Below are 20,524 nucleotides of genomic sequence, written 5' to 3'. Positions count from 1 at the left end.
CAAATATCGGAGGCTCTGAAGCCAGAGAACGCCCCGATCGACGGGCGGCTCCCAAGCTCAATACTGAGGGCCCTCAGCGGAGCAACTTTTTGCCCGACGCCGTGATCACCTTCCGCAGAAACACCACGCCGTTAGTGGGTCACATTCTCACCGCACGATGTGCTCACCATCACGAACACTCACGAACCTCCAGAATCGGCCCTCACCTGTGCACGTCAGGTCCAATTCCCAGGTGAGATGGGGGTTTCCTTCCCGTTCGCGCTGCCACAGGGCAATCCGCAGCGGGGTCATCACCAGGTCGACCTTCACGCTGATCGATACGTGCCAACCCACAATCCGCTGGGCGAACAAGTCCAGGACGAACGCGACGTAAACGAACCCCGACCAGGTACGGAGGTAGGTGAAGTCGGTGGCACATATCAGGTTCGGTGCGGCCGCGGCTAAATCGCGATCCAGCAGGTCACCAGCCCGTTTCCCATCCGGATCGGGGATGGTCGTGCACAGCTTCTTCGCCCGTCGAACACCTTCGAGGCCGAGAGTGCGCATCGCCCGGTCCACTCCACCCCGGGACGTGCCGGCGAGGCCGGGCTGGCGGCGGAGCAGGGCGACCCATTTCCGCCGACTGTACAGGCCTTCTAGCGTCATCTGGATCTGGCTGGCGACCTCGTTGAACGTCCAGGCCAGGGCGCGGATCTTGTCTTCTACCAGGACATCGGTGACGATGCGGGCCGCGATCCGGACCGGACGCTTCCAGGCCCGATAGGTCCTCGCAGCGCTCTTCAAGCCCCGCTGGCGCAGGACGCGGAGGATCGATTCAACTGCGTAGCCTTCGACTCTCATCTCGTCGATGAAAGCGCCGGTCCGCGGGTGCGGGGGTCGAGCTCCCCCGCGAAGAAAATCGAGGCCCGGCAGGGGACCTCGTTGTCCTCGCGCAACCGCTTGTTCTCCGTCTTCAAGCGTTTAACCTCGGCGGACTCCTCGCTGGTCACGCCGGGGCGGGTTCCGTCGTCGACGTCTGCCTGGGCTATCCAGCGCCTGATGGACTCGCGCGAGACGCCTTCCTGGCGGGCGACCGCAGCGACTGCGGCGGTCAGGGTGGGGTATTCCTGCTGGTGGTCCCGCGCGAGCCGCACGCACCTCGCGCGCAGCTGGGGATCGATCTTCTTCGGCATGCTATCTATCCTCGCGGACTCAAACAGCAGTGGCATCAAACCCGGGCCAGTTCAGTATTGATAGTTGAAGTAGGTACGGACACTCCCGGGTGCTTATCTCAGTTGAGATAAAAGACTTCCGTTTTTCACCTCCAGCACCGCCTCGTGCGCGCGATTTCCACGGAGCAGTACAATGCGCTTGCCAGCCTGAGCGCCCACAGGAATCTTATGGTCACATGAATCCGCAAAGTTCGCAAATCCAATCGCAGATACTATCGGGCCCAGTTCCGCATCGAAATGGATTACGAAATCGTCACCCTCCCCATGCGGTGTCGCCGCTATGATCGTCCGATCACCTTCATCCCGCATTAGGAGCGTACCGGGTCCGCTTGCCGATACACCGCCACTAACTCCCGCAGCCCAAAACACATACCCACGCAACTTGGAGCCTATCTCGACACTTTGCACTGTCTTGGTATTCGAGAGGACTTGATAGTCCGGCCTCAGCACAAACTGTTCGACAGCCTCGCGTGTGCGATTCGGCAGGATCGCATACGCGTAGGAAGATCCATCCGGAAATTTTCCATGATCGATAGAAAGTGTTAGGTACTTACGCGCTATGCGTTCGCTGGGTCCATCAGAATTGATCTCGCTCCATGACCCAACCCGCTCCTCCTGGATCGCTTTAAGCGTTTGCCCCGGGTGGAAATGATATCCGCCTACGCCGGGTAGGTAAGCCCATCTCGGCTCCTGTACCGTTTCCATCCCGCGAAGCTCAAGGACCCGTTTTGTTCCCAAGACCTCGAAACCGTCCGCAAACCCTTCGTGAAGGTTCCGATTTTCGACTATAGTTTCAACATCTTCGCCACTTGTCGAGTCAATTCCGCACCCTAAAGCCACAACAAGCTCGCAACCAATGAGCCAGAACTTCCTAGCTTGTAAACCGGTGCCGCCAAGACCAACAACGTGTTGCCCGAAAACGACACCCCCCTCGTCTTCCGTTTCGCTAATCGCACTACCGCCTGTCCACTCTCCATTGCAAAGAGCGCGACCGAAGGTGCCTCCAGCGTTATCGGGCAAGCGGAGCTGATCGGCCGTAGTGCCGGGCAGTCGATACCAGTCGACGGTGGGCCAGAAGTTATCATCGAATTGATCAATGTCGTCGTTGTACAGCGTTGTCATTCCGGCCCCGGTGTAGAATCCGAAAGGGTTCTCACCATTGCCTGGCTCATAGAATGCTACTTGGCTACTGGCCCCCGAAATACCAATGGCCCAGCCGTTGGTACGGACGAAGACTCTATCCATTCTGCCGAACAGGTGGACAGCGTCCATTTCCGGTATTGGCGTAGCTGGGTGCTCTTCGAGCTGTCGTTGCGCGGTGACTCTATTTACACTATCCAAGGCTAGTGTCCCGCCTAGCTCTGCTAGCCAGGACTTGCATCTACCCATCCAATGCGCCTCCGTCTCTTCGTCCACAGATTTATGCATCTTGACAATGGCTTCGATAAGCTTACTGGCCTCATCTCTGCTCCGCAGGTCCGAGCGCGTAATTGATCGTCCGCGTAGACTGTCCAACACCTGTCCTCGATAGACGATAGGCAGGAAGGCTTTTTCTATCAACTTAAAGAAGTCGCCTTCGCGGCCAGCGCTAGGGGTAGCCTCGAGTAGCCGAAAAATGTCGGCCAGGATCTTTGGCATTTCGATCCCGTACGAACCATTGTAGGCAACCGTGTTATGTGTTATGTATGACCCGTCTTTGTGAAATCCGTTTTGACCCTGCGCTACCGCCCAAGCTGAAGGCAGTCCCGCGCGGGCATGCTCAAACTTTCTGTAGTCACCGTCAAGCAATGAGCGCACTATTATTACCTTGCAAAGGTTTACGCGGCCCGTCCCCGTCGACGGCGCGCGACCTCTACCTTGCGGTTTGCTGAACCATGGATCTGGTACATAGAAATCTATCGCGGCACAATTACTATCAATTTCCTCTTGGGTGAGATGATCGAATACGACTGCCAAAATATTCACCAGGTCGAACGAGGCGCCAACTTCCCATGTCCACCAATTTCCATACTCCTCAATCGTTGGATTATATCCTTTCGCGTTGGCTCGACGCACCCCCTCGAGAACTTTCTCTAGTGCATTTTCGTCATTATATAAGGCAGTTCCGGGAGTAGCCCAAGCGATTGCCATATCCTTCAAGCGGATGTAGGTGACTCTGACCCCAAGATTTGTGTCGAGCGGCGCGTCCACAAATACGTCTTCTTTCGACGCTGAAGTTAACAGGAGGTGCGCCGTCGCCTGGCTAGATATTTTATCAAGGATGGAGCTGTAAGCGTCCAGATTTCCAATGATGTCGGTGCGTCCAGTGACTATGTCCACCCACCTTCTCCGCAGGGCTGGCCACTTCAACGCTTGGGTAGGTGTCGGCACTGCATCCCCTTCATGGCTTATCTCCCGATTGGGCGGCGGGATGGCGATATTGGAACCATCTTTATGCGTAACTGTCGTGATGATACTAGTGGAAGGTGTGATGGCGCAGTGCCAGCGATCCGGCCCGCAGCCAGGGAAGGTCGTGAATACCGTGACCAGGTCACCGAGACGTGGTTCGAGCCCGCCGCCACCAGCGGGGATATCTCGCCGGTCTATTACGACATCACCGCACTCGACTTCGGGGCCGGGGACGAGGACGAGCTGCGCAGGATCGGTATGTCCTAGGAACGCCGCGTGGCTCCGCAGACCTTCGTGGGGCTGCTGGTCTCTCGCCCTTGGAGATCAACTGCTTCGAGGGCAACCACGCCTAAACCCGCACGATCGCGCCGATCGTCGAGCAGTTTCAGACCCGCAGCGGCCTCACCGACATGCTCGTCGTCGCCCTTGCCGGGACGCTCGCCGCGACGAACCTGTCCGCGCTGGACGTAGTGGGACTGAGGTTCATCGTCGGCTCTTGAGCCACGAAAATGTCCGCTGATCTGGCCAATGTTTTCCGCGGGAACGGTGACGCATTCACTGACGGGCAGGTGATCGACACCAGCACTCCCCGCTACGGGAGCGCGAAGACTGGCGCTAACCTCGGGCTTTCATCGTTGAGGTGTCCGACGGGTGGGTCCTGATGGGTGAAGGTGCTCCTGGGCTAATAGAATAGCTTGTCTAGAGTCCAGTTCATCGCAGGTCAAGGAGCACCTTCAGGGTGAATACAACCGGGTTGTATCCACGTCCTCATGTTGATGGCGCGGCGCGGTGAGTTGAGTCCCGTGCTAGCGGACATGCCAATCTCCCTGTAGGCGGACACGAACTTCCCTGCTGACGGACAGTTGATCTCCCTGTCTGTGGCCATGGGATCGAGTCGTGTCGGTCCCGACGTGCGCGTCCCTCCGGGGTTTGCTCGAGGTCTTCTACCACCACGAGCAGGTACCCACCGGAGGGACGCATGAAGAAGTCTGACAGGGAGATCATGGAAATTCTGGAAGCATTCGATGCGACGAAGAGCGCACACTCGGCGGCGGGGCTCGCGGGGGTGGATGCGAAGACGGTGCGGCGTGACGTCGCTGCCCGGGACGCGGGTGCGCCGGTGACGGGGCCGGGCCGACGGCCGCGGATGCTGGATGGGCTCTTGCCGAAGATCGAGGAATGGGTCGAGCGCAGTAGCGGCAAGGTCCGCGCGAATGTGGTCCACGAACGACTGGCCGCGCAGGGGTTCACGGGGACGGTGCGGACCACTCGGCGGACGGTCGCGCGGGTCAAGGCCGCGTGGCGGGCCGGGCACCGGCGCACCTACCGGCCGTGGATCACGGAGCCGGGGCCGTGGCTGCAGTTCGATTGGGGCGAGGGCCCGCGCGTGCCCGGCCCGGACGGGTCGCCGCGGCGGACGTGGCTGTTCTGCGCGTGGCTGGCCTGGTCGAGGTTCCGGGTGGTGATCCCGGTCTGGGACCAGACCCTGCCGACGCTGATCACGTGCCTGGATGCGACGCTGCACCGGCTGGGCGGGGTCCCGACCTACGTCCTGACCGACAACCCCAGGACCGTCAGCATCGATCACGTGGCTGGGGTCCCGGTCCGGCATCCGCAGATCGTCGAGGTAGGTCGGCATTACGGCATGCAGGTCCATACCTGTGTCCCCTTCGATCCGGAGTCCAAGGGCGGGACCGAGGCGACGGTGAAGATCGCGAAGGCGGATCTGGTGCCCACGGACGCGAACCTCCGCGCTGACTACGCCTCGTTCGCCGAGCTCGAGGCGGCCTGCGAGACGTTCACCAACAAGGTCAATACGCGAGTCCATCGGGAGTCCACACGGGTCCCCGCCGAGGCCCCGGCCGAGGAACGTGCCCGCCTGCACGTGCTGCCGGCGGCGCCCCACCGCTGCCCGAGGACCTCACCGCGGTCCTGAAACCTATGCGAATGCCCTACCTTCGCACTGCTGCCCCGGACGTGCTGGCCACCGCGAAAGCCCAGCGCTGGGATCCCACCGAGGTCCTCCGCGTCCTCCTGGCGGAAGAGGTTCGGGGCCGAGACGCGGCCACGAAGGCCGCCCGTCGCAAGAGCGCCAGCCTGCCGGCCGGGAAGACCTTCGATACCTGCAGGAGGACGCATCCACGATCCCGGTACCGACCCAGTCGGCGCTGGCGACCCTGGAATGGATCCACCGCGCCGAGAACCTTGCCATCAGTGGCCCCTCCGGCACCGGGAAGACCCACTTCGTCGAGGCGATCGCCCACCTGGCGATCGACGCTGACGGGCGGGTTGCGTGGTTCACCCTGAAGTCGTTGACCGCCGCGATCGGGCGGGCCAGCGTCGATGGATCGATCAGCAAGGTCAGAGCCCGGATCACCCGTGCCGACTTGATCGTCGTCGACGACATCGGCGTGCTGCCGGCCGGGCAGGCCGCCGCCGAAGCGTTCTACCGCCTGGTCGATACGACTTACGAGCGCCGGAGCCTGGCCGTGACGAGCTATCTCCATCCCGCCGGGTTCGACACGTTCACGCCCAAGACTCTCGCGACTGCGACCGTGGATCGGCTCCTCCATCACGCTCAGGTCATCACCACCGAGGGCACCACGATGCGACTAGCCGAGGCCACCGCCGGACGCGGCGTCGTCCCCTGGCCTAACCCCGCAGGGAGATCGACTGACCGCCGGCAGGGAGATCAACTGTCCGCCCACAGGGAGATCCCGATGTCCCTTGACAGTCCCGCACTGTATTCCGACGACGCGCTGGATGAACACCGCATCGCGATCATCACCGAGCAGGAGCGCCGCGCAAACCTCGCCCAGATCCCGGAGCAGATCGAGCAGCTGGCGAAGATGTACCGCGAAGGCGGCGGGCATGAGAGCACGCTGCGGGACGCCCTCATCCCGGAACAGCAGGCCTCACGCGAAGGCTGACGTTCCGCTCCATGGCTTCACATGCAGGAAGGTCTCAGGCTTCGGTACTGTGGCCTGATGAGCGCTCCCACGCCCGAACAGTACGACGCTAAGCTCGCCGAGCTTGAGGAACGGATCGGCGAACTAGCGCGCCAGGTGGAACTGCTCCAGCCTGGCAAGAAGGCGCGTATCCCTGCCAGCTGCCAGACCGGGGAGAAGCCCTTCATTGCGGCAGACGTCGTGCTCAGGTGCTCACCGGAGGCTCCCATCGTGCTCGGGGATCGCGTGATTACTCACCACGGCAGCAAGCTGCTTGGTCCGGTCTCAATTGGCGACATGGCCTACATCGGGCCAGAAGCACGCATCCGCTCCCAGACGATCATCGGTAAGCGGGTGAACTTCGGGCCGCGCGTGATGCTATTGAATGACGGGCACGAGGTTGGGCGCACGAGACGGCGTGCTGGCAAGAACGTCACGCATCCGATCGTCATCGGTGACGGGGTCTGGGTCGGGGCCGGCGCGATCGTCATGGGCGGCGTCACCATCGGGGAAGGAGCAATCGTCGGCGCGGGCGCTGTCGTGACGAAGGACGTGCCCGCTCACACGATGGTCGTCGGCGTCCCCGCATACGTGAAGCGTGAACTCGACACCTGACCTCCCTGCCCCGCAGCCCCGTCTCTTCATCTGGGACGGTGGCTTTCGCATGCCCTGCCCGACGTCGACGGCACCCGTCCCTCGGAGTACCCACGCGGCTGGTCGCTCCTGGGGTAGCCAGAAAAGGGATCAGGTCACAAGAAGCAAGGCGAGGAAGGCTGCCCAAATCGCGCAGCCGTACGCAATAGCGTTCGACCAATCGAGCCATCGCCTCGCGTTCCGCTTCTTCTTCCACTCGTTGGATCGCTGGTCCGGCGTGAGGGCCGCACGCTTCCCCAGCGGGTGGTCCCATCTGCCATTCGACGCGGCCACCACCTTGGCGATCGAGGCCAACACCAGTAGTCCTGCAGCTACCCACTCCAGACACTCTCCATGCCCGAAACATAGCCCGGCCCACCCATTCGGTGGGGCCTTTCTTATGCCCGCGCACCGGAAGACAGGAGCACGACGATGCCTGATGGCCAGACCCACGAAGACATCCCCGAGATTCCCGAGTGGGTCGTGGTCTCCGACTCGGAAGGCTGAATCGCCCCAGGTTTGATGCCGTTGCTGTTTGAGTCCGAGAGGATGGACAGCATGCCGAAGAAGATCGATCCCCAGCTGCGCGCGAGGTGCATGCGGCTCGTGCGCGAGCACCAGCAGGAGTACCCCACCCTGTCCGCGGCAACCGCCGCGGTCGCCCGCCACGAGGTCATCTCGCGCGAGTCCGTGCGCCGCTGGCTGGCCCAGGCCGAGGTCGACCACTATCAGGCCCTCACCCGAGAGCCCGGACCCGCAAAGTAACGGCAGAGAACCTGGGCCGATTCACGATCGTGCGGGTCTCTGCAAGGTTGCCCTCGAAGCAGCCGATTCCAAGGGAACCCCTCCCGATCGACCAGCAGCCCGACGACGATCTGCGGATCCTCGCGGCGTTCCTTGGAGAAGCCGACCTTGCGCAGCTCGTCCTCGTTCTCGGCCTCGTTCTCGGCCTCGAAGTAGAGTGTCGTGACGTCGTAGAGGACCAGCGAGATATCGTCGCTAGTGGAGGCGTGCTCGAAGCACTTCGTGGCGACGTGGTCACGGTATTCACGCTCGGCGCAACGCCGCAGAGCGGCGTGGAATGTGTTGCGGTGGACCGGCTCCATGCCGACCTCGGTCAGCACGCGGCCCGAGTCGCTCATAGAGGTCGGCTCGATCAGTCGAACAGCGACATGTTGGAAGAACGCCTCGTCACGGACCACTTCGAAACCCAGCGTCGTCCACGCCGATCGGAGCGCCTCCAGCAACAGGCGAGAGCACTTCGACTGGACGACTGCCGACCGCGGATCCTGCGGTAGCCCCAGGTCAAGCGCCGTCTGATGGGCGTGGATCTTGTCCCGGCCCACGCTCATCAGCGCGGCGAGCTCCGCTTCGGTATGCGCTGACCCGAGGTGCTCGAGAACCACATCCCGGCGGTTCTTCCGCTCGGCGGTCTGCACGGCCGTCGCTCCCGACGCCGTCTTCACCTTCCGCAGTTACATCACGCCGTTAGTATGTCATTTCCACCGGGCGCAAGGCACTCACCAGCACAGATGCGAACGCTCCTTCAGAATCTAGCGAGACCTGTGCAAGTCAGGCCCGAGATAGCAAGGCTCGGCAGGACTCTGCGCCGATGGAATCCAGCGTCCCTGGCCTACTTCGACACCGAGGGCACGAGCAACGGCGGCACCGAAGCCATCAACGGGATCATCGAGCTCGGCAGTCGCATCGCCCGCGGGTTCCGAAACTTCGAGCATTGCCGCCTCCGAATGCTCCTCATCGCGGGAGGGCTCGACGCCTCACCCGACACTCGACTCTGAGAGCCCGAGATGTAACACAGCCTTTGGTATGGCATCGATCCCCACGATAGCCCACAAGGCAGGGACTGGATTACTCACGAGAACTCTTCATTGGACACGAAGAGCTTGTTCCAGGTACACATTGTGGAAATAGTCGATAATATCCGAGCAGACCTCCCGAGGGGAACCGTGCGTGGCGTAGCGGTGCAAGTTTAGGGACGGGGCTGTATTCACTTCGAGGACCACCGCGCCACGAGAATCTCGAACATCCTCCACGAGGATATCCACCCCGCCAATTTCGAGATCGGGAATCGAACTCTTGGCTTTCACAGCAAGTTGTTTGACTCCGTCGGACACACGGCCGGTCACGTCGACAAGCATCGCGCCATTGACCGGCAAGCCGAGCGGATTAATGTAGACCACTTCGCCAGCACCCGGGACAGAATCCGCATAGAAACCTTGCTTTTCAATAAAGGACCAGTCTTTAACGACGGGGAGCTGGACCGACCGGTAATGTACGCTTCGATCCTCCTCTGCCCTAAGCATTAGTTCGGAAATGTTGCCCATGCCGTCACCCAACACATAGGGCTGGATACGGGCTACTACACTCGGTACATTGTCTCCAACCACAAAAGCGCGCAGTTCTACACCGCGTACGAACTGTTCAATTAGAACGCCCCCCGTTTGACCGCCTTCCGCCAGGGCGAAGTGCCACGCCCGCTCGAAGTCTTCTTCATCATTCACCCCCACGCTTACCCCGTGAGAGCCGCCTGCGTTTGTTGGTTTCACGACCACAGGCCTAGGAAGCATTCTAAAGAATGCTCGCGCCGCGTTTAATTCTCTAGCACTAAAATCTCCCCCGCGGGGCGCAGGCACGCCTGAAAACTCGAGCATACGCTTCGTCAGATGCTTGCGTTGGCATATCTGCTCAGTGTGGATGGGATGCCTAAATACCTTTGCGCCGTTCATGGATAGCGATACGTTGCCGTCTGGTGAGCTCAGGGCGTGGCGCGGATTCGCACCCTTCTCGGTGGCACTTTGCTCCACCTTCCACCCAAGAGATTCGAATCCCCGAGTGATGCGAAGTATTGCCGAAGTTGTGGTAGATAGTGCATTATATTGAAGTTGAGGATGGACGATCTCGCTTTTTACAAAGTTTGTAATCGACTCATAATCACCGATCATCGGCAGCCCTTTCGAAGTAGAGGCCCCCCGGTAAGAGCGGCCTCGCAATGCGTCAAGTTGGGAAGAATGTCCAACGTCACAAGCAATATCTGACCGTCGCGCCGCGGGATCGCCAGTGCCGAGGTCGCCGGCTACTCACATGTTCGAATTAGTGCATTTCGAGCGCCAATTCATGTGCGCTAGCCAAGAATGTGCGAACCTCCTCCACTTCCTCCCAATCCTTTTCGGAATAAGGTTCGAATCCAAATTTAAACAAATTTGCCCACAAGCCCTCCCTTAGGGCGTCCGGGAAGCTAATATATGCATCCCAGTTAACCTTCTCCATGAAGTCCATACTGCACGACTCCGCGAGCTTGTAAGCACTTTTGGGGACATCGTCAAACAGGCGACTGATCGGGTTCTGAATGTCACGCGAGAGGCAATATATGCCCGCAAGAGTCGATGCATAATCTTCACCGAAGCGGATGCGTGGAGATCGTGAGTAGTCAGGACTCCCGGTTCCCGATCGAATATTTAGGCGATCGCTCAAGATCTTGACGATCTCTGTTTTGCGGAAGAGCTTCCGATCCGTTGCCCCTGAGAGCGACTTAAGGGAATCGTTTACTATGGACGGGTCGGATTGAAGTATCACGGCCGCTGTCCCCACTTCCGTGAGACCACGAGCATACCCCGCATCCTCATAGCCTAAGGACGATAGAACGACTGGAGTAGAAACGCGGCTTGGGACTCTCGATAGCGATTCGCCCAATATTTGCCCGAAACTATGATACTTAGCATTGAAGTACCCTGCGGACAAGATTGCTCCAATGGCCATAAATGTCCAGTGATTTCGCGCCAGTGACGTTCCCTGCGTTGGCTCTGAACGTGCGTTCGTCGTGATGGTCAGTGGCTCGAATTTCTTGAAAAATTCAGCCTCCCGGGCAAACCACCCTCCGAAATCTAGCGAAACCATTTGCGTATCGCGAGGCATGAGCCGTAGCGCCGAAAGTGAATCGAATCCGCCACTAAAGCTCAGAACATTCCCTGCGTCCGACGTTATGGGAGGTCTCTGCTCGCTGCTAACAGCAGTCACATGGGCATCGGTAGCGCTCTCGATTACATTTTTGACATTCTCGTCAACCTCGAAATCGAACTCGATGGATCGAAACTTCTTCCCAGCGAGAGTAGCCATTGCAAGAGCGACTTGAGTGCTCGTTACGGCTACACTTCGGTCGAATTTGAAATGCAGGTCGAAGTTGTGCTCGTATTCAGCCCGAAGAGAGATTTGCCGACCGGCGATCTCGAGGTGTTTAAAACTTATGTTTGTCACTCGTGATTCCTCAATCGATCTGCCCCTTACTGGTCCGAAGCCTAGAGCATGAAGACGCACTCTAGGATACGGATCGGTGTTCCGTCCGGACCTACTAGCCTGTTCACTTGCTCCGAATGCTACACGGCACAGTGAATTTTCCGCGCTGTCACCGCGGAGCTGCTGGCCATTGCAGATCGTGGCGCTGTGTCCACGGGGCCGGAACGGAAGAAGGAGTGCTGTCGGGTTCGCGTCGTCGAACCTGACTTGCACACGCTGGAGCTGCTGTCGGCGATACACGTGCGTTTGCGCTGGTGAACGCAATGTACGCGGTGAAGTTGACGCACGGAGCGACCTTTTCGAGGCCGCCGAGCGGGTCGCAGCCGTCGACGGCGATCTGAGTAGGAGATCATGGTCCTCAACGTGCTTCGGGCCAGCCGCCGCTGCGGCTGCCCACTATGAAGGGTGGCCCTCCTTTGCGGACCTGCGCCTTCCGTTCGCGCTGGGCCACTCGCACGACATCTTCGCGGAACTCCTGGGTGGTAGGGAGCGGGCATGGAGAACATCCATCCAGGCCGCCCTACGGGCAAGCCAGATCAAGATGTCACCTATCGGTGCGGCAGTCCCTTGCCACGCGCAGCACGGATCGTGACAATAGATCGTTACCTGAATGTTCACTCCTGGAGAGCGGCACGGCTCCGCCGCTGGCCTGCTGACCGGTACCGCCCCCCTGCTCGAGGCAACCGGACGATGAGGTCGCATCTTCGTCATGATGGCGGCGCCGGCCCTCCACAGGGCCGGCGCCTCCTTCATGTCGCATTCCGGTCAGCTCATGATCGTAAAGATGCGCGATCGCGTCTCGCGTGTCCCTCGACTTCGCAGCGGCGGGTTCCTCAGGTGCTGGTGTAGCGGTAGAGGAACGCGGCCATCGCATCACGCTTGACCGACTGCAGCGGTCGGTACGTACCATCCGACCAGCCCTTGGAGATGCCCGTGCTCTTCATCCAGCACATCTCCTTGGCGAACTGCTGATTCGACCTCACATCGGTGAAGCACGCCCCCTTCGGGGTGGAGTACCTCGGGGAGTCCGCGTAGCGGTAGAGGAACGCCGCCATCGCATCGCGGGCGATGGGCTGCACCGGCCGGAACTCCCGGCCCTTGGACGTCGCCCAACCGGTGGTGATCCCTTCCTGGTAGGCCCAGATGATCGCCTTGTAGTGCTCGTCGGTGGGCTTGAGATCCCGGAACGGGGAGGTGCGTGGCAACGTCACCTTCGGCGACCCGGCGTGACGGTAGAGGAACGCCGCCATGGCATCGCGGTTCACCGAGGAGAGCGGTCGATAGGTGCCGTCGGACCAGCCGGTCGAGGTGCCGCTCTCCTTCATCCACACCATCGCGTCGTAGTGCTCCATGCCCGGGCGTACGTCCTTGAAGGGACTCGCCGGGGACACCGTGAGCGAGTACTGCTTGCCCCGCGTCACGTCGTTGGCGAATCGCGAGTAGATATGGACGTAGAGGTTCCCTGCGGGGACCGTGACCCGCTGCCCCCGCAGGCCGGCGCCGTTGCACTCAGAACCCGTGAGCCCGCGATCCAGGAGCTGCTTGCCCTTGTTGTCCAGAAGCCGGAGGCGATACAGCTCCCCCGTGCCCAGATTGCAGGCGAAACGGAAGTCCACCTGCACCGTGGTCCGCTTCGACAGCGCAACTCGGAAGTAGTCGTTATCCCTCGCGATCCAATGAGGATCTTCCAGTGACGCTCCCACTGTCTTCTGCCCCAACACGATCACATCTGCCGTCGCCGTCGTGCCGTTGGGCTCCGTCTCGGAAGCCATGGCTGTCACGGTGGTCTTGAGCGTGTAGGACGCTCCGTGCCACCGGGAGCTGTAGGTATCGAGGGAGACGTAGAACGTCCCGGCCTCCACGAACAGGGCGAAGCTGCGGAGCTTCGCACCGCTGTACTCCGCGGGCATCAGGATGATCCTCTCGATCTGGGCCCCAGAGGAGTTGAAGATCTTCAGTGTCAGACTGCCCTCGGTCCCCAGGTGGTCGCCGAAGCGGAGATCGAGCGTGAGCTTGCCCGGCTTGGGTGCCGAGAGCCTGTAGAAGTCCGTGACCCAACCGCGGTCCTCGATCTTCCCTTGGACAGTGGTGCCGAGGTCCACACGCTGGGCAGTAGCCGTCGTGTCATTCGGCTCCTTCTCCTGCACCGTCGGCGCCGCATGCGCTGCCGACATGCTCAGAAGGCTGGCCATGAGCAGTACGGCGAGCAGGAGCGCCATCAATGCCACCGGGCGGGGTGGCGCGAGAGTACGAGAGTTGTGAACCACAAGAACCTCCGACGAGAAGGGGCAGGAGCGCCTACGCAGACGACCAGGAGAGCCAGTGCTGGTCCATCGGCTCTGGCGCGCTCAACCTATGAGAGGAATACCCGAAAAGTCCGGGTTCAGGACAGACCCGTACAGCCCTCCGCGACGCCGACGCATCCGGGCACCACCGAATGAGGTTCGGTCAGTTGATGATCTCGTCGGCCCCATCGCGCCGCAGCCGCGCGAGTCCCTCCTGCATCGTGCGCACGCTCTCCTCGCTGTGCCGGGGCCAGTCCTTCAGCTCCCGCACCACGCGCACCGGCTCGAGGGTGCGAAAGGAGCGGGTGGGGTTGCCGGGGAATCGCTTGTCGGTGACGTTCGGATCGTCTTCCAGCTCCCCCGTCGGCTCCACGACGTAGACGCGGGGCTCTCCGTCGCCGAGCGCGAGCTGCGCGCCCCAGGCTGCGGCGTGCATCGTCTGGGTGAGATACACGTGCCGCAACGGGGCGTCGTCGCGGTAGTTCGAGGGCTGCGCCGGGGTGAGGAGATCTCCCGGCGCCAGGACAGCCCGGGTGCCATGGAGGTAGACACCCTCGTTGTACACCTCGAAGGGGACTGGCTCGCTCATCGCGTCCTCGCTCTCCGTCGGACCCTCGCCCGGCCGGCCCTCATCCTCCCGTATGCGCACCCGTCGCGCACCGCCGTGCGGGAATCCCCCGCCCCGCCCTCGGGCTTGCCCCATCGTCGCCGCGCCGCGGCCTCTCGTAGCCTTCGGGCATGACGTTCGCCGGGATCCTCGCCTTCTTCGGGCTCGCGGTGCTCACGATGGATGTGCTGGGAGGCGTCATCGCGATCGGCGTGATGCTGCGCGGCGGCACGGTGCGGCACCTGCTCGCCTTCGCCGGCGGGTACACGGTGATCATCATCGCGGCAACTCTGATCCTGCGCCCGCTGCTGGAGCTGCTGAACCGGTGGCTGCAACCCGTGCTGGACTCCAACAACGCGATCGGCGCCGTCGAGATCGTGGTGGGACTCGCCCTCGCCGCCATCAGCGTTCACCAGTTCCGGGCCGCGTCCCGGCCGCCCGTGCCACAGGGCCGGCTCGAGCGGCGCTCCACCCCGAAGCGGCTGGCCACCGCTCCGTTGATGTTCGCGGGCGTCGGCTTCGCGGCGACGGCGCTGGCCGATCCCGGGTTCACAATCGCCGTCGGCATGGCCTCTCAGGAACAGCACCTCCTGCGCCATGTGGCGCTGCTGGTGCTGTGGAACCTCGTGTATCAGCTGCCGCTCGTCGCCGTGCTCACCGCCGCCGCGTTCGGCCGGCACGAGCAGCTCGTCACGCGGGTCATGGAGGTCCTCGGCCCCAGGCGCCGCGCCCTGCAGACCCTGCTCGCCGCCCTGCTCGCTCTCGTGGGCATCGCCGTGCTGGGCGACGGCGTGATCACCCTGCTCAGCGAGCACGTGCCGTGGTTGCGCCAGCTGCTCCTGCTGCGGTGAGCCAAGGGGCGCCGCGGCGGGCCCCGTGCAGGCCCGAGGGTGCGTCCCCGCCCCGCGCCCCGCACGACCTTGGCCCCGGTCAGCACCCAGCGATCGCCGAAAGTTGACACATGTCAGCAAGACCACAACCGATTTCCGCGTCAAGTGTCTGACCGATAGCTGAAGATGTCATCACTCGGCGCTCCGCCTCAAGATTGGGGCACCGATGCGCACGGCTCGTCCCGCTGCTCACCGGTCTGACCGACCTGCAGCTGGCGACCTGGGCTCACCCACCCTCATCGGGCGACGTCACCGCTCCCGAACCCATGCACAGGGGCACCCCGTGACCTCGATGGACCCGCAGGGGGTCCTACACTCTCCGGTAAGCGCTGGCCTGCCAGTGCCCGATGTGCGTGCGCCCGCGCCCCATGCCTCATCCCGGGGTTCGCCGCCTTTCGGCCCACCGACCATCTCCACGGGAGTGCCCCGACATGCTGACACCCGAAGCCGCCGCCGATCTCCAGCACGTCCCCCGGTTGACCTCCCGGGTGCTCCCCCGCCCCTCCCTGCTCGCGCGCCTCGACGGGCCGGTCCCGCTGACCGTGCTGCGCGCGCCCGGCGGCACTGGCAAGACCACACTCATGGCCCAGTGGGCGGTCGCGACCTCGCCCGTCCAGCGCGGCACCCTGCTGTGGATCGAGGCCGACGACGGCACCCGCACCCGCACCGGGTTCTGGATGCGCGTGCTGGGCCGCTTCCACGCCCGCGGGCTGCTCGCAGATCGTGCCCTGTACCGGGAGATGGCCTCGATCGCCGACCACGCCGACACCATCCCGGCGACGATCTGCCGCGTGCTCGAGGACCACGGGCAGCCGGTGACCCTGCTGCTGGACGACGCCGGCTCCGCCGCCGACAGCGGCTACTGGGACGAGGTGTGCGAAGACCTGGTCGAGATCCTGCGCCGCGTGCCCTTCGCACGGGTCGTGGCCGCAGGTCGATTCCCCACCGTGCTGGAGTCCGCCCGCGCCCACGCGGTCCTGGACATCCAGGTGCTCACCGAGGAGCATCTCGCGCTCAGCCCCGAGGAGATCGGGGCGCTCCTGGACCTGGCCGTCCCCCTCCTGCAGGGCGATCCACGACGCGCAGGAGTCCTGCACCAGCTCGGAGCGGTGCCCTCCTCCCGCCGGCTCGCCTCGATGCGCTGGTCGCTCGGGGTGCTGCAGCACGCCCTCGAGACCCGGCCCACCGAGGAGGATCCCGATCTGGATGACCTGCTGGTCACAGCATCCCGCCACGAGCTGGCCGCCCGCCCCGGAGACCCCGTGCTGCAAGAGTTCCTCGAGGTCACCGCGCAGTCGCCGCTGGTGGACGTCGACCTGGCGCGGCAGCTGAGCGGCCGCCACGACGCCGAGACGCTGCTGGGCACGCTCGAGCAGCTCGGTTCCGGGCAGTGGCTGCGCGGCCCAGAGGGCAGCGCGCCCGTCTTCCAGTACAGCCACCACCTGCGCCTCGCCGCCGCGGCGAACTTCACCCCGCCCGCACCGGCGAGGCTGCGCGAGCTGCACTCGACGATCGCACACTGGCTGGCCGAGGTGCGCGGCGAGAAGCTGGCGGCGATCGAGCATGCGCTGCGGGCCGAGGACATGGCCCATGTCGAGCATCTGCTGATGCGTTCCCATCCCCTGCCGGCGGAGGACGCCCGGCACCTCTCCCGCCTGCTGCAGGCGCTCCCCGCGGCCCGCATCCATCGCCACCCCATGCTGGCGCTCTGGCACGCACTGGTGCTGAACCGCTCCGCCGACACCCAGCCGAGGGCCATGCAGTTCTTCGTCTCCGCGGCGATGATCGGTCGCGTCCGCTCCTCCTCCATCCCGCCGCTGGACCGTGCGATACGCCAGGGGATCCAGTCCGCTGTGCATCGGATGCTCGGCCAGTCCCGGTCGATGAAGGACCTCGCCCTGCGCGCCCTGCCCGTCCTCGAGGGCGCCGTGGAGGATCCGCAGCGCGATCGCCAGCTGGACGGGATCCTGATGACCGCGATCAGCCAGACCGCGACCACCCTGTTCTACGCCGACGACTTCGCCGCGGCGCGCGATGCCCGCTTGCTGCAGGCCCGGTTCGCGGAGACCGTGCACCGAGCGCACCATCGCAACGTCGCCTACGCGCACCTGGCTCTGATCCACACGGTGAGCGGGGACATCACCGCCTCGATCGCCTCCCTGGACCGGATCGACGCCGAGGACTGGCCGCACTCCTGGCGCAGCGGATACCACGACGCCGTGGAGATCATCGCCCGCGCCTGGGCGTCGCTGAACGAGGCCCGCCCCGAGGAGGCGCTCGCGCAGCTGGCCCGCCTCGATCCGCACTTCGCCACCATCGAGTACTGGGATCTGATCACCGCCGTCCGCAGCCTCGCACTGGCCCAGCAGGGCCTCCCGGACGAGGGAGAGGCATTCCTCGCTCGCACCACGGCCGAGCGCCGCTCCGAACGCACTCTCCCGTCGGCGCTCCAGCGCTTGGACACTGCGGCGGCGATGCTGCGGATCCTCGCCGGCGGCGTGCCCGCCCGTCGGCCCGCGGGCGGGCGGGATGTGCCGGTGGCGGCGATGCTGTCGGCGTTGTCGGCGCTGACCGTCCTCGCCGAGGGGCGGCCTGAGGAGGCGCTGCCGCTGCTGGCACGGGCCGAGCTCGCCGCGACCACCCCGCTGCACCGGATGATCACCGCGATCGCCGGGGTGCACGTGGCCCGCCGTTCCTCGCAGGGCCTTGACCTGGCCGGCTACGGCCTGCAGATCCGCGAGCTCTCCGGCGGCCATGCTCTGCGCTGGCCGCTCGTGCTGCTCTCGGAGGGGGATCGCGTGGCTCTGCTCGGCGCCCTCACCGACTCCGGCCGGGAGCAGACTGCTGCTCTGCTCGAGGGGGACTTCTCCCAGATCTCGCCCGGCACCCGGTTGGCCGAGCCCTCCCGCGTCCCGCAGCTGACCGCCCGGGAGCGCGAGGTGCTGACGCTGCTGGCCGAGACCGACCGGCGCAGCGAGATCGCCTCCCGCCTGTTCGTCTCCCTCAACACCGTCAAGGCCCAGCTGCGCAGTCTGTACGCGAAGCTCGGCGCGTCCACCCGCGAGCAGGCCTTGGCCAGGGCGATCAGCGCCGGCCTGCTGCACCCGACGGACCCGCCCCGCGAGGACCGGCCTCACGGGGACCGACCCCGTGAGGATCGATGAGGCGATGAGGCGATGAGGCGATGAGGCGGATCCTGCAGCTGGCGGTGATGCAGTGCGCGGCGCTCGGCGCCCTCACCGCCCCGGCGGTGGTGGCCGTCTCCGTGCTGGTGCGGCGCATGGTCGGCGACGACTCCGCGCCCGGCGTGTACGCGCTCATCGATGCGGCCGCGGCACTGACCGCGATGATCGCGGCGCCGCTGTGCGGCTTGCTGGCCGATCGGACGATGAGCCGCCTCGGTCGGCGCCGCCCCTGGCTGCTCGGAGGCTCGATCGTAGGGCTGCTCGGCAGCGCCGCCATGGCCTGGGCGCCGGGCCCGCTCGCTCTGGCAGCGGCCTGGATGCTCACCCAGGCCGGATACAACGCCGTGTTCGCCGCGATCAACGGCCTGCTCGCCGAAGGCCTTGCCCCCACCGACCGCACCCGCGCCGCCGGCATCTTCTCCGCCGCCGCCTTCCTCGGCACCGCCCCGGGGCTCCTCGTGGCAGCCCTGCTGGCCGAGAACGTCCGCGCGATGCTGCTGGTGGTCCCCGTCGCGGCCCTGGCGGTGATCGTGCCGCTCGCACTGCGAATACCGGATCCGCCGCTCACAGCGCGACTCCCTGCGGCCCGGCGCACACCCCGGCGGCGGCTCCGCGCAGCCGCCGCATCCGGCGTCTCCTCCGCGCCGTTCCTCGCCGTGCTCGCGATGCGCTTCCTGTTCTCGCTGCAGCTCTCGGCCGGCCTCGCCTTCGCGCTGTACCTGTTCATCTCCCGCTGGTCCCTCGCCGAGGGCGCGGCCGTGCGCGCCACCTCTCTGACCACCTTCACCGGGGTCGTGGGGGTGGTGGCCGGCTCCATGCTGCTCACCTCCTCGCGGTGGCGCAGCATCCGGATGACACCGGTGCTCGGTGTCGCACTGATGCTGCTCGCCGCCGCGATGCTGGGCCGCGCCCTCGCCCCGACTCTGCTGGTCTTCCATGTCGCCACAGCCGTGGCGGGGCTCGCGATCGGGCTGGGCATGACCGCCACCCGCTCCCTGGCCTACGCCCTGCTGCCGGCTGCGTCGGCCGGGTTCGGGCTCGGCCTGGTGGGTGCTGCCGGGAGCCTCGCGGGGCTGATCGCGCCGCTGGCCGCTGCCGCTCTGCTCACGCTGAGCACCAGCTGGGGATCGGCGGACCCCTACATCGGGATGTACACGCTGCTGGCCCTCCCCGCGCTGCTGGGCCTCGCCCTGCTCCCCCTGACCCGCGTACCGAGCGCTTCCCAGCCGTCCCCCGCGGAGGTCGTTCCGCCCTGAGCCGAAGCGCGCAGCGGCCCGGGCGCACGACGACCGCTGCCGTAGCGCGCCGGTGGGAGTCATTCCGCGCTGCATCGCGTGCCCTGGCGTGCCGCTACGCGGCGCGGGTGAAGGCACCGAGCGCCCTCAGTGCATCTCTCAGCGAGTCGGCGGGGAACGGTCCGACGGTGACTTCCTCCCCGTCCGTCGTGCAGGTGAACCAGATGCCCCCGGCGCCCGTGGTGAGGGTGAGAGCGTCGCCATCGGGATCGGTGAGCTCGGCGACGTCGAGCGTGAGCATGCGCTCGGGCGCCGCACCGAACCGGCGGGCGGTGAGGGGTTCCACGGGGGTCACAGACTTCTCCAGGGATGAGCGGGGGCGGAGCCCCGCGGGCGGGCATGCTGCTCGGATGCCGTCAGCGGGCAGGCGGGCAGCAGTGCGGTGGAGTCAGTCTTGACGAGGAATCGCGCCCGCGCGCTCCGTGCGTCGCCGAATCGCGTCTTTTCACCCCCGGCTCACCCCCGAGGGCCATCGGCCGCTCGGGCGAAGGGCTGCGCCGATGGACGCTGAGAGGCTCTCCTTGGATCCGCCCCCGCTGATCCGCCCGCGCTGATCCGCCCCGCGCGAGGCACGAGACCCTGAGCGCTGGACCTCGGGACCCTGGAACGATGCCTTCTCCTCGGCGGCCGGGCACCCCGGCGAACCGGCTCCGCGCCGCCGCGAGGCCGTTCCCGAACTCTGGCACTCTCGCCCGGAGAGTGCTAATCTGCTCGTACTTGAGTCGGAGGGACTCAAGGTTCGGCGACCACCGGACGACCGGGGGTCACATC

The 20,524-nt window shown here is 64.5% G+C and carries 15 protein-coding genes and 3 pseudogenes; 9 read left to right on the top strand and 9 right to left on the bottom strand.

The features are described 5' to 3' along the window. Positions 1–147 precede the first annotated feature (147 nt). The 3 genes from ACT3T9_RS13965 to ACT3T9_RS13955 form a co-directional block, all read right to left on the bottom strand. Positions 148–840, bottom strand: coding sequence for a hypothetical protein (locus ACT3T9_RS13965; protein ID WP_444606803.1), 693 nt, complete (start codon positions 838–840; stop codon positions 148–150). Continuing rightward, positions 837–1,172: a transposase gene (locus ACT3T9_RS13960; RefSeq protein WP_444606802.1), complete on the bottom strand. Its 336-nt coding sequence runs from the start codon at positions 1,170–1,172 to the stop codon at positions 837–839. Before ACT3T9_RS13960 ends, ACT3T9_RS13965 begins: the two co-directional genes overlap by 4 nt. A 93-nt stretch (positions 1,173–1,265) precedes the next feature. Then, complete coding sequence (locus tag ACT3T9_RS13955) at positions 1,266–3,581, bottom strand: polysaccharide lyase 8 family protein (protein WP_444606801.1); 2,316 nt, start codon at positions 3,579–3,581, stop codon at positions 1,266–1,268. Between the two features lie 141 nt (positions 3,582–3,722). On the opposite strand from ACT3T9_RS13955, the pseudogene ACT3T9_RS13950 reads away from it, so the two are divergent. The 5 genes and pseudogenes from ACT3T9_RS13950 to ACT3T9_RS13930 form a co-directional block, all read left to right on the top strand. After that, positions 3,723–4,207, top strand: a pseudogene (locus ACT3T9_RS13950) (IS1634 family transposase); the annotation flags it as partial. Between the two features lie 371 nt (positions 4,208–4,578). After that, positions 4,579–5,502 (top strand): annotated as a pseudogene (gene istA / locus ACT3T9_RS13945) (IS21 family transposase); the annotation flags it as partial. Next, positions 5,471–6,529, top strand: a complete 1,059-nt coding sequence (locus ACT3T9_RS13940) for an ATP-binding protein (RefSeq protein WP_444606800.1) — start codon at positions 5,471–5,473, stop codon at positions 6,527–6,529. The pseudogene istA and the gene ACT3T9_RS13940, both read left to right, overlap by 32 nt. Before the next feature lie 57 nt (positions 6,530–6,586). After that, the gene (locus ACT3T9_RS13935; RefSeq protein WP_444606799.1) at positions 6,587–7,162 is read left to right on the top strand and encodes an acyltransferase; all 576 of its coding nucleotides are present in this window, start codon (positions 6,587–6,589) and stop codon (positions 7,160–7,162) included. Between the two features lie 576 nt (positions 7,163–7,738). Continuing rightward, entirely contained in the window at positions 7,739–7,945 is a 207-nt protein-coding gene (locus tag ACT3T9_RS13930; RefSeq protein WP_444606798.1) for a hypothetical protein, read from the top strand. Positions 7,946–7,967: 22 nt separating this feature from the next. Here ACT3T9_RS13930 and ACT3T9_RS13925 read toward each other — a convergent pair. After that, a pseudogene (locus tag ACT3T9_RS13925) lies at positions 7,968–8,655 on the bottom strand (IS1634 family transposase); the annotation flags it as partial. Between the two features lie 18 nt (positions 8,656–8,673). Here ACT3T9_RS13925 and ACT3T9_RS13920 point away from each other — a divergent pair. Then, a complete protein-coding gene (locus tag ACT3T9_RS13920) occupies positions 8,674–8,979 on the top strand; it encodes a transposase (protein ID WP_444606797.1) in 306 nt (101 codons plus the stop codon). An 87-nt stretch (positions 8,980–9,066) separates the two neighbouring features. Here the strand turns inward: ACT3T9_RS13920 and ACT3T9_RS13915 are convergent, their stop codons facing one another. The 4 genes from ACT3T9_RS13915 to arr form a co-directional block, all read right to left on the bottom strand. Next, the gene (locus ACT3T9_RS13915; RefSeq protein WP_444606796.1) at positions 9,067–10,143 is read right to left on the bottom strand and encodes an ATP-binding protein; all 1,077 of its coding nucleotides are present in this window, start codon (positions 10,141–10,143) and stop codon (positions 9,067–9,069) included. Between the two features lie 148 nt (positions 10,144–10,291). Further along, positions 10,292–11,452, bottom strand: a complete 1,161-nt coding sequence (locus ACT3T9_RS13910; RefSeq protein WP_444606795.1) for a hypothetical protein — start codon at positions 11,450–11,452, stop codon at positions 10,292–10,294. 872 nt (positions 11,453–12,324) lie between these two features. Further along, entirely contained in the window at positions 12,325–13,665 is a 1,341-nt protein-coding gene (locus ACT3T9_RS13905; protein WP_444606794.1) for an S-layer homology domain-containing protein, read from the bottom strand. 274 nt (positions 13,666–13,939) lie between these two features. Then, a complete protein-coding gene (gene arr, locus ACT3T9_RS13900) occupies positions 13,940–14,365 on the bottom strand; it encodes an NAD(+)--rifampin ADP-ribosyltransferase (RefSeq protein WP_444606793.1) in 426 nt (141 codons plus the stop codon). Positions 14,366–14,514: 149 nt separating this feature from the next. On the opposite strand from arr, the gene ACT3T9_RS13895 reads away from it, so the two are divergent. From ACT3T9_RS13895 to ACT3T9_RS13885, 3 genes are all read left to right on the top strand, one after another. After that, positions 14,515–15,234: a hypothetical protein gene (locus tag ACT3T9_RS13895; RefSeq protein ID WP_444606792.1), complete on the top strand. Its 720-nt coding sequence runs from the start codon at positions 14,515–14,517 to the stop codon at positions 15,232–15,234. Between the two features lie 470 nt (positions 15,235–15,704). Continuing rightward, positions 15,705–18,437 (top strand): LuxR C-terminal-related transcriptional regulator, encoded by a 2,733-nt coding sequence (locus ACT3T9_RS13890; protein ID WP_444606791.1) that lies wholly within the window; start codon positions 15,705–15,707, stop codon positions 18,435–18,437. Between the two features lie 20 nt (positions 18,438–18,457). After that, on the top strand, positions 18,458–19,714 hold the full coding sequence (locus tag ACT3T9_RS13885; RefSeq protein ID WP_444606790.1) for an MFS transporter: 1,257 nt from the start codon (positions 18,458–18,460) through the stop codon (positions 19,712–19,714). A 94-nt stretch (positions 19,715–19,808) separates the two neighbouring features. Here ACT3T9_RS13885 and ACT3T9_RS13880 read toward each other — a convergent pair whose 3' ends face one another. Then, complete coding sequence (locus tag ACT3T9_RS13880; RefSeq protein ID WP_444606789.1) at positions 19,809–20,048, bottom strand: hypothetical protein; 240 nt, start codon at positions 20,046–20,048, stop codon at positions 19,809–19,811. Positions 20,049–20,524: the final 476 nt, after the last annotated feature.

The sequence above is a fragment of the Brachybacterium sp. AOP29-B2-41 genome (assembly GCF_052378395.1).
In the GTDB taxonomy this organism is placed as follows: Bacteria; Actinomycetota; Actinomycetes; order Actinomycetales; family Dermabacteraceae; genus Brachybacterium.
This window is presented reverse-complemented; position numbering and strand designations above follow the sequence as displayed.

Coding starts and splice junctions, on each gene's coding strand:
- ACT3T9_RS13965 (WP_444606803.1), bottom strand. CDS start 840: ATGAGAGTCGAAGGCTACGCAGTTGAATCGATCCTCCGCGTCCTGCGC.
- ACT3T9_RS13960 (WP_444606802.1), bottom strand. CDS start 1,172: ATGCCGAAGAAGATCGATCCCCAGCTGCGCGCGAGGTGCGTGCGGCTC.
- ACT3T9_RS13935 (WP_444606799.1), top strand. CDS start 6,587: ATGAGCGCTCCCACGCCCGAACAGTACGACGCTAAGCTCGCCGAGCTT.
- ACT3T9_RS13930 (WP_444606798.1), top strand. CDS start 7,739: ATGCCGAAGAAGATCGATCCCCAGCTGCGCGCGAGGTGCATGCGGCTC.
- ACT3T9_RS13920 (WP_444606797.1), top strand. CDS start 8,674: ATGTCATTTCCACCGGGCGCAAGGCACTCACCAGCACAGATGCGAACG.
- ACT3T9_RS13915 (WP_444606796.1), bottom strand. CDS start 10,143: ATGATCGGTGATTATGAGTCGATTACAAACTTTGTAAAAAGCGAGATC.
- ACT3T9_RS13905 (WP_444606794.1), bottom strand. CDS start 13,665: ATGTCGGCAGCGCATGCGGCGCCGACGGTGCAGGAGAAGGAGCCGAAT.
- arr (WP_444606793.1), bottom strand. CDS start 14,365: ATGAGCGAGCCAGTCCCCTTCGAGGTGTACAACGAGGGTGTCTACCTC.
- ACT3T9_RS13895 (WP_444606792.1), top strand. CDS start 14,515: ATGACGTTCGCCGGGATCCTCGCCTTCTTCGGGCTCGCGGTGCTCACG.
- ACT3T9_RS13890 (WP_444606791.1), top strand. CDS start 15,705: ATGCTGACACCCGAAGCCGCCGCCGATCTCCAGCACGTCCCCCGGTTG.
- ACT3T9_RS13885 (WP_444606790.1), top strand. CDS start 18,458: ATGAGGCGGATCCTGCAGCTGGCGGTGATGCAGTGCGCGGCGCTCGGC.